This is a genomic window from Saccharicrinis sp. 156 (assembly GCF_050589685.1).
Lineage (GTDB): Bacteria > Bacteroidota > Bacteroidia > Bacteroidales > Marinilabiliaceae > Saccharicrinis.
In genome coordinates this window covers 1-516 of the sequence record NZ_JBNGOS010000115.1, presented here as the reverse complement: position 1 = coordinate 516, position 516 = coordinate 1, and the positions used below count along the sequence as shown (strand labels likewise).

1 protein-coding gene is annotated in these 516 nt (G+C 41.1%); it reads left to right on the top strand.

Annotation, left to right across the window (positions count from 1 at the left end):
* Positions 1 to 79: 79 nt before the first annotated feature.
* A complete protein-coding gene (locus ACRD64_RS25285; RefSeq protein ID WP_430937432.1) occupies positions 80 to 490 on the top strand; it encodes a sulfatase-like hydrolase/transferase in 411 nt (136 codons plus the stop codon).
* Positions 491 to 516: the final 26 nt, after the last annotated feature.

The window sequence follows — 516 nt, the reverse complement described above, 5'->3', positions numbered from 1 at the left end:
CCCTGCTCCCTTTAGGGTTGGGGTAAACAGGGAGAAGCAATTTGCGGACTGGCATTAAAACGAATATACAAAAATAGAAATGAGAAAATTAAAATTCAATTTTAGACAAATCCTTTTAGCTTTTGGGATTATAATAGTCTTTAGTCAAAGCGTGCTGGCTGGCGATACAAAAACAAAACAACAACTACCTAATATTGTCTTGATTAATGCCGATGACCTTGGTTATGGCGACCTGGGTTGTTATGGAGCCACCAAACTGCAAACGCCCAACATCGATAAACTGGCCAGGGAAGGCCGGATGTTTACCGATGCCCATTCGGTAGCCGAATCGGATACTCGTTTTGAATGGATAAACACCGACGATTTAAACGATGGCTTGAACAGCAAAGGGCTAGAAATAAAGAACGATTTGCACATGAGTGTGGAAGGTTATAAGTTTATGGGGGAACGTTTTGCCGAGAAGGCGATTAAATTAGTTATGAATAAATAGAAATCTGCTTCTCCGATTGGATGCCA

Excerpts from the sequence above, each read along its gene's own strand:
- ACRD64_RS25285 (WP_430937432.1), top strand. The coding sequence starts at position 80 with ATGAGAAAATTAAAATTCAATTTTAGACAAATCCTTTTAGCTTTTGGG.